This is a genomic window from Vibrio fujianensis, from assembly GCF_002749895.1.
GTDB classification, from domain to species: domain Bacteria; phylum Pseudomonadota; class Gammaproteobacteria; order Enterobacterales; family Vibrionaceae; genus Vibrio; species Vibrio fujianensis.
Map to the genome: position 1 here is coordinate 15195 of NZ_NBUS01000034.1, position 6737 is coordinate 21931.

Genomic DNA, 6737 nt, shown 5'->3' on the forward strand with positions numbered 1-6737 from the left:
AGAACCAGAGCCAAAATCGGTCAAAATGTGGTTAGAAGCCGAGTGTCAGTTGCCCATACCGGAGTATGCAGCGCATATCTATCGCAATGCGCCACTGGCGACTAAAGAAGCGATTGCTTCGGGTGAAATAAAACACTATAGCGATATTGAGCAGCAATTTTTATCTGCACTACGTGGTGATTTGTCATCATTACTTGCTTGCAGTAAAGCGCTCAGTACTAAGCCATTGACCTATTTAAACTGGCTGTGGTTTTTATTAACCGATGCACAAAAAGTCGCTTTTGGCCTGAGTAGTGGTCATTTTACTCCAGGGAGTCAGGCTCTTTCAGCAATGATTCACTTGGATCGTTTACAACAACAGACCCAGGGCTTGGCGAAGCTGATCGAGCAGTTACGCTTATTTAGTGGGTTAAATGCTGAATTATTAATTACCGATTGGCTATTTAAATTTAACGAGGCTCCATGTTTGTAGATTCACACTGCCATCTTGATAAATTAGATTATCAAAATATCCATAAAAGCATTGATGATGTGATTGCTAAAGCTGAACAAGCCAAGGTTAAACAGCTGTTGTCAGTTGGGGTTACCTTGGATTCTTTCTCTTCTATGCTAGCCATGATTGAACCTTATCAACACGTTTATGCGTCTTGTGGTGTCCATCCGCTTGATGTAATGAGCGATTTTGAGCTTGATCGATTTCGTGAGTATGCCAGCCATACAAAAGTTGTTGCGATTGGTGAAACGGGGTTAGATTATCATTATCAACCAGAAACCGCTGATTTACAGAAATTAAGATTTTCGCAACATATTGATGTTGCGGTTGATCTTAATAAACCGTTAATTATCCATACTCGGCAAGCACGACAAGATACTCTGGCTATACTTAGGCAAGGCCATGCTGAGCGATGTGGTGGCGTCATACACTGTTTTACTGAAGATTTATCTTTTGCCGAAGCGGCGATAGAGTTGGGTTTTTATATCTCAATTTCCGGTATCGTCACTTTTCGCCAAGCAACGGAGTTGAAAGAAGTAGTTAAACAGCTACCACTTGAACGGCTATTGATTGAGACGGATTCTCCGTATTTAGCGCCTGTGCCATATCGAGGCCAAGAGAACCAACCCGCATATGTTGCTGAAGTCGCGGAGTCTATTGCTCGGTTAAAGGGGCTTTCTGTGCATAAAGTTGCAGAAAAAACCAGTAAAAATTTCCAAGATCTTTTTTTGCGATAGAAATCTAATAAGTACCTAAAAATGTGATCAAGATTTCATCTTTAAGCGCTTTGCTCACGGTTTATACTTATTTTTCTATTGTTTACTAAGTCTGTTGTTTTTTTATACTATACTGGTGGTTGTGTAATTTTGTTACAAAAAATAACAAGCTCGCTTATTTTATTCACCCATCAAAATTAATGAGCGCATGTATTTTTTGTATATTAATCAGTAAGTTGAGTTTGTTGTGTGATGTAAAAAAACGTGAAATAGTTTGTGATCTGGCTATTATTTTGAAACTAAATTTCTTAACTAACTAGAAAGTTTGAGGGGCATCAAGATATATTTAGAGGCGGAAAATATAATACATTTTGTGGTTACATTTTCATGGGGTGCTAACATTTAGGCTACGGGGGTGCGCCGTTAGAACCCAATTAATTCTAATAACTTAATCAGGAGCATAAACATGTTTAAAAACGCTTTTGCTAACCTGCAAAAAGTAGGTAAAGCTCTGATGCTTCCAGTATCAGTTTTACCTGTTGCAGGTATTTTGCTTGGTGTGGGGGCAGCGAACTTTAGTTGGTTGCCAGAGGTGGTTTCTCACTTAATGGAACAAGCCGGTGGTTCGGTGTTTGGTCAGATGGCTCTGCTATTTGCTGTTGGTGTCGCTTTAGGCTTCACGAATAACGATGGTGTGTCAGGTCTTTCTGCCATTGTTGGCTACGGTATTATGGTTGCGACGTTGAAGGTTTTGGCTGATGTCGAAATTGATCAAGCAAAAGAGGCGTTGCTAGCCATTGGTCAAACGCTTGATAATTCAGCAATTGAAGCGATCAGAAGAAAGTATGAAACCGGTGTTCTTGGTGGGATTCTCGCTGGTGGTGTGGCTGCTTGGGCATTTAATCGTTTTTACAAAATCCAGCTACCAGAATATTTGGGCTTCTTTGCTGGTAAACGCGCCGTACCGATTATTACTGGTTTCTTAGCGATTGCATTAGGTGTCATTCTTTCGTTTATTTGGCCACCAGTGGGCGCGCTAATCGCCTCTTTCTCTGATTGGGCAGCAAACCAGAACCCAGTGACAGCGTTTGGTATCTATGGTGTCGTAGAGCGTTCATTGATCCCATTTGGTTTACATCATATTTGGAACGTTCCTTTCTTCTATCAAGCGGGTGAATGTGTCAATGGTGCGGGTCAAACAGTTAACGGTATCATGACGTGCTTCCTAACTGCTGATGATGCTAGCCGTGCTGCGGGTAATGGTTTTGGTCAGCTTGCTGGCGGTTACCTGTTCAAAATGTTTGGTCTTCCTGCGGCGGCCTTTGCCATTGCGCATTGTGCGAAACCTGAAAATCGTGCAAAAATTGTCGGTATCATGGCTTCTGCTGCGTTAACTTCATTCTTAACCGGTATTACTGAACCGATTGAGTTCTCTTTCCTATTCATTGCACCTGTATTGTATGCAATCCATGCTGTCCTTGCTGGCCTTGCTTATGTACTGACTAACGCTTTGGGCGTAGTACATGGTCACACATTCTCAAATGGTTTTATTGACTTTGTTGTTCAATCACCACGTGCTGAGAATATGCTACTGCTTGTCGGCTTAGGTATTGCCTACGCTGTTCTTTATTATGTTGTGTTTACTTTTGTGATCCGTACTTTGGATCTAAAAACACCTGGACGTGAAGACGAATCTGTTGATGCTAACACTTCTTCAGGTTCAGAGCTGGCAGGTGAACTTGTCGCTGCATTTGGCGGTAAAGAAAACATCACCAATTTAGATGCGTGTATTACTCGTCTTCGTGTCTCTGTAGTTAAGACTGAGGCTGTTGATCAAGCAAAATTGAAACAACTTGGTGCAGCGGGTGTTGTGGTTGTATCTGGTGGCGTACAAGCTATCTTTGGTACTAAGTCTGATAATCTTAAAACAGAAATGGATGAATGGATCCGTAATCACGGTTAATCTTTATCTTTTCTTTCCCCTATAAATAAGGAGGCTTCGGCCTCCTTTTTATATTATTTAGTGAGAATCTATGGCTTTTTCATCTCAAGACTTCAGGTTATGACTGCTGCTTTGCCATTGCTTTTCTAATACAAATCATGGCTCCACCCCATGTCAGACCTAAACCGATCACCATCATGATAATTGCGCTTGTTGTCATTAGTATGCTTCCTTGCGATTCGTTAAATTAACCATCACTCCAATAGCGAGTAATAGTAGGATCATTGCCCAGCCTAACGTAAGGTTGTAACCACCATATCCTTCAGTAAAGAGTGTTCTAAATTTGGTCGTTACGATGATAGCCAGTACTACAGGGGAAATAAAACGTAGACAGATATCAAACCATACGCCAATTTTAAAATCTGAAATGCTATTTACGTATTTACGAGCATCGGAAACTTTCATCAGCCAAGTCATCAAAATTAACTCAACTAAACAGCTAAGCATAATGCCCACGTTATTAGCAAAATGGTCGACTAAGTCGAGTAGTAACAGCCCTCCGTTAGTTGCAAAAGCCATGGAAATAATAAAGCCTGAACCTATCACGACGTTAGCGGCTTTTTTACGGCTCCAGCCAAGTTTGTCGATGATGGCTGAGGTTACAGCCTCTAAAATGGAGATGTGGGAGCTTAACCCAGCCACAACCAATGCTAAGAAAAACAGTGGGCCTAAAATATAAGGGATCGGTAATAAGTTAATCGCCGCTGGTAGCGTCACAAAGGCTAATCCAACCCCTGCTGAGACCACCTCGGTTAGTGGTTTCCCTTGCTCTTGTGCCATATAGCCCAGCACCGAGAAAATCATAATCCCCGCTAGAATAGAGAAACCACAGTTGATCAGTACCGTCATAAATGCATTGTTGGTGATGTCTGATTTCTCAGGAAGATAGCTGGAATAGGCGAGCATAATGGCAAAGCCAATACTTAAGGTAAAAAAGATTTGTCCATAAGCCGCAGCCCATACTTTAACGTCCCAGATTTTACTAAAATCAGGTTCGAACATATAATTTACGCCATCTAATGCACCGGGTAAGAAGATCATCCGCGCGATCAATAGCAGTACCATAACAAATAAGATAGGCATCATAATTCTAGATGCACGCTCGATTCCAGATTTGACGCCACCGACAATAGCTGCATAAGTAATTGCCCAAGCAATCGCCATGGTGAGGGCTATTTTCCACTGAATGGAGCCAAGTTGTGTCGGCGAGTTATCACCTAAGTTTAGGTATTCATTGAAGAAAAAGGTATTGGTATCACTGCCCCAACTTTGCGTGAAAGACATAGCAAAGTAAGAGATAGCCCATCCGATAACGGCCACATAATAAACGCCAATGACCGCAGCAATACCGACTTGAAACCAGCCAAGCCATTCAAATTTTGTATGAATCTTTGATAAAGTGGTGGGGGCTGAACCTCGATTTTTTTGTCCCATACTAAACTCTAGGATCATAAATGGAATCCCTGCAGTTAACATGGCAAACAGATAAGGAATGAAAAATGCTCCTCCGCCATTTTCATAGGCCATATAAGGGAAGCGCCAAATATTCCCTAAACCAATCGCAGAGCCTACTGCCGCTAGTATAAACCCTGCTCGTGAACCCCATTGTTCTCGCTTCATTTTTTACTCCTTTTGTCTTCCCTGAGGTATGAAGCTTCTTAATAAATTGGCCATTTCATAGGTAGTTGAAAGTTTACTGCAGTGTACCGAGTAAAGCGGTTCTCTCACTCAAGCACACTGGTACCAATGACTGAAGGATATCGTCTTCTACCTATCACTAAGTTATTAGATTTAAACCAGGTTTAATTGTTAAAAGTCTGTTTCATCATCCATGATTAAGTCAAAACTTAGAGTTAAATTTCTCCAAAACATTAAGAACTCAGAATATTGCTCTAAATATATTGCTATGTTTTTGCGTCACCTGAAATAATCAGCTGCGCATTGATTAAGAGACTACAGCGATATGTTAAAGATGGCAATAGAATGTAAACGTAAGCTTATGCTGATTAAATAGGGCAAAAAAATAATTTTTCATATACAAGTAGTTATCTATTTTTTTGTTTTTTACATTTAACAAATAAATAAGCTGTTTTAAGGGTGATAACTAATGGATAAAACTATCTATAACAATAGATAAAATGACTAAAAAATAGACACACATCAGCGAATGGCTCCGAGATGTCGATTATTGGTCAATAAAATGCCAGCTGATGTTTGATGCTAAACGGTAATCGTCATCCTTATCAGGACAATTAATGTGATAGCGGCTTCATATCTATCGTGACAAAAATCATAAAGATTGTATAACCATGCTTTGAATGTTATTACTTAGTTAACCCCTTTGGGTTCAATGTTGCTTGGGGGTTAGCGATGTTTGTTTATTTCTATGTTGATGGAAATGAACGTGATTGCTATCTCGCAGCCATATGAAGCAATAGGGGCAGCGTAAAAAGGAGGTAGGTATGGAACGCGATCTTAAGTATGCTTTAGTGATTACGGCAGCAGTATTTGTTATCTTAATCGGATACGGCGTTGTTGCGATTGCCAACTAATCAAAAAGAAGGGTTCGCCTATGGTGAACAAAGGGACAGTTTCTGAGTTAGAAAAGAGAGTCGACATTGATCGACTCTCGAAATTTATTACCGGTAAGAATGCATTAGTGGCTCAAGGAGGAGGGCAGCGAGGAATTTTTACTGCAGGCGTATTAGACGCTTTTATCCTATCTAATTTCGATCCATTTCATGAATTTTATGGTACCTCTGCTGGGGCGCTCAATCTTTGTGCCTATCTTTGTCGTCAGCAGGGGTTAGGTAAGGCTTTTATTCTTGAATTGACCACGGATCCAAAGTTTTTCCATTTATTCAGTTACATTCGACGTAAGCAGCACCTTAATTTAGAATGGGCATTGGATAAAATTTGTCAATATCCTTACCGATTAGATTTAGACATGGGCCGTTCTACGCTTGGAACCCGTAAAGCTTTTGCGGCAGTTACTGAAGTTAATTCGTTGCAAGATGCTTATTTCCCGATGTTAAGTGAGCATTGGCGAGAAGTATTAACCGCGACTTGCGCCATCCCTGGGTTGTACACGAAAGATGTGTTACTAGGGCAGCAGAGTTACATTGATGGTGGTGTCTCTGCATCTATTCCTGTCCAAGAAGCATGGCGGCAAGAGGCTCGCTTTATTGCGGTGATTAGAACCGAAACGCTTGATGAAGAGAGCCAACAAAATGTATTAACGGAAGCGTCTCAAGGTGGTCAGGTACAGTGGTTGCGAGAATCGATGAATTCTATCCAAATGCATTGGCAAAATAGATTATTGAACTGGAAGCAAGACTGGAAAGGCTTTATTGATCAACAAATCGCAAAATCTCAGCAGTTAAAACAAAAGCAGTTGGACGTGTTAAATGGCGGACGATGGCTATTTGGCGCTGATAATATTTATCGATTAAGCCACCTGCTAGGAAATAAATTTGATTCTGGATTAGCCGATATGTTGATGGTTCACTATCAAACTTATGCCTTG

7 protein-coding genes are annotated in these 6737 nt (G+C 40.8%); 5 read left to right on the forward strand and 2 right to left on the reverse strand.

Annotated features, from left to right (window positions below; genetic code table 11):
* From B7C60_RS17540 to ptsG, 3 genes are all read left to right on the forward strand, one after another.
* Nucleotides 1-472 (forward strand): DNA polymerase III subunit delta' C-terminal domain-containing protein (locus B7C60_RS17540; protein WP_281251636.1); only part of this gene is annotated, 472 nt, incomplete at its 5' end.
* Nucleotides 463-1230: a TatD family hydrolase gene (locus tag B7C60_RS01825; protein ID WP_099610168.1), complete on the forward strand. Its 768-nt coding sequence runs from the start codon at nt 463-465 to the stop codon at nt 1228-1230. The genes B7C60_RS17540 and B7C60_RS01825, both read left to right, overlap by 10 nt.
* Before the next feature lie 445 nt (nt 1231-1675).
* Nucleotides 1676-3172 (forward strand): PTS glucose transporter subunit IIBC, encoded by a 1497-nt coding sequence (gene ptsG, locus B7C60_RS01830; RefSeq protein ID WP_099610169.1) that lies wholly within the window; start codon nt 1676-1678, stop codon nt 3170-3172.
* A gap of 97 nt (nt 3173-3269) precedes the next feature.
* Here the strand turns inward: ptsG and B7C60_RS01835 are convergent, their stop codons facing one another.
* Together B7C60_RS01835 and B7C60_RS01840 are read right to left on the reverse strand one after the other, a co-directional pair.
* The gene (locus B7C60_RS01835) at nt 3270-3371 is read right to left on the reverse strand and encodes a MetS family NSS transporter small subunit (RefSeq protein ID WP_099610170.1); all 102 of its coding nucleotides are present in this window, start codon (nt 3369-3371) and stop codon (nt 3270-3272) included.
* Entirely contained in the window at nt 3371-4831 is a 1461-nt protein-coding gene (locus B7C60_RS01840) for a sodium-dependent transporter (protein ID WP_099610171.1), read from the reverse strand. The genes B7C60_RS01835 and B7C60_RS01840 overlap by 1 nt, the downstream gene beginning before the upstream one ends.
* 842 nt (nt 4832-5673) lie before the next feature.
* Between B7C60_RS01840 and cydH the strand changes: the two genes are divergently transcribed.
* Entirely contained in the window at nt 5674-5763 is a 90-nt protein-coding gene (gene cydH / locus B7C60_RS01845) for a cytochrome bd-I oxidase subunit CydH (protein ID WP_099610172.1), read from the forward strand.
* A 20-nt stretch (nt 5764-5783) separates the two neighbouring features.
* A partial coding sequence (locus tag B7C60_RS01850; protein WP_245868412.1) for a patatin-like phospholipase family protein occupies nt 5784-6737 on the forward strand: 954 nt, incomplete at its 3' end.

Coding starts and splice junctions, on each gene's coding strand:
- B7C60_RS01825 (WP_099610168.1), top strand. CDS start 463: ATGTTTGTAGATTCACACTGCCATCTTGATAAATTAGATTATCAAAAT.
- ptsG (WP_099610169.1), top strand. CDS start 1,676: ATGTTTAAAAACGCTTTTGCTAACCTGCAAAAAGTAGGTAAAGCTCTG.
- B7C60_RS01835 (WP_099610170.1), bottom strand. CDS start 3,371: ATGACAACAAGCGCAATTATCATGATGGTGATCGGTTTAGGTCTGACA.
- B7C60_RS01840 (WP_099610171.1), bottom strand. CDS start 4,831: ATGAAGCGAGAACAATGGGGTTCACGAGCAGGGTTTATACTAGCGGCA.
- cydH (WP_099610172.1), top strand. CDS start 5,674: ATGGAACGCGATCTTAAGTATGCTTTAGTGATTACGGCAGCAGTATTT.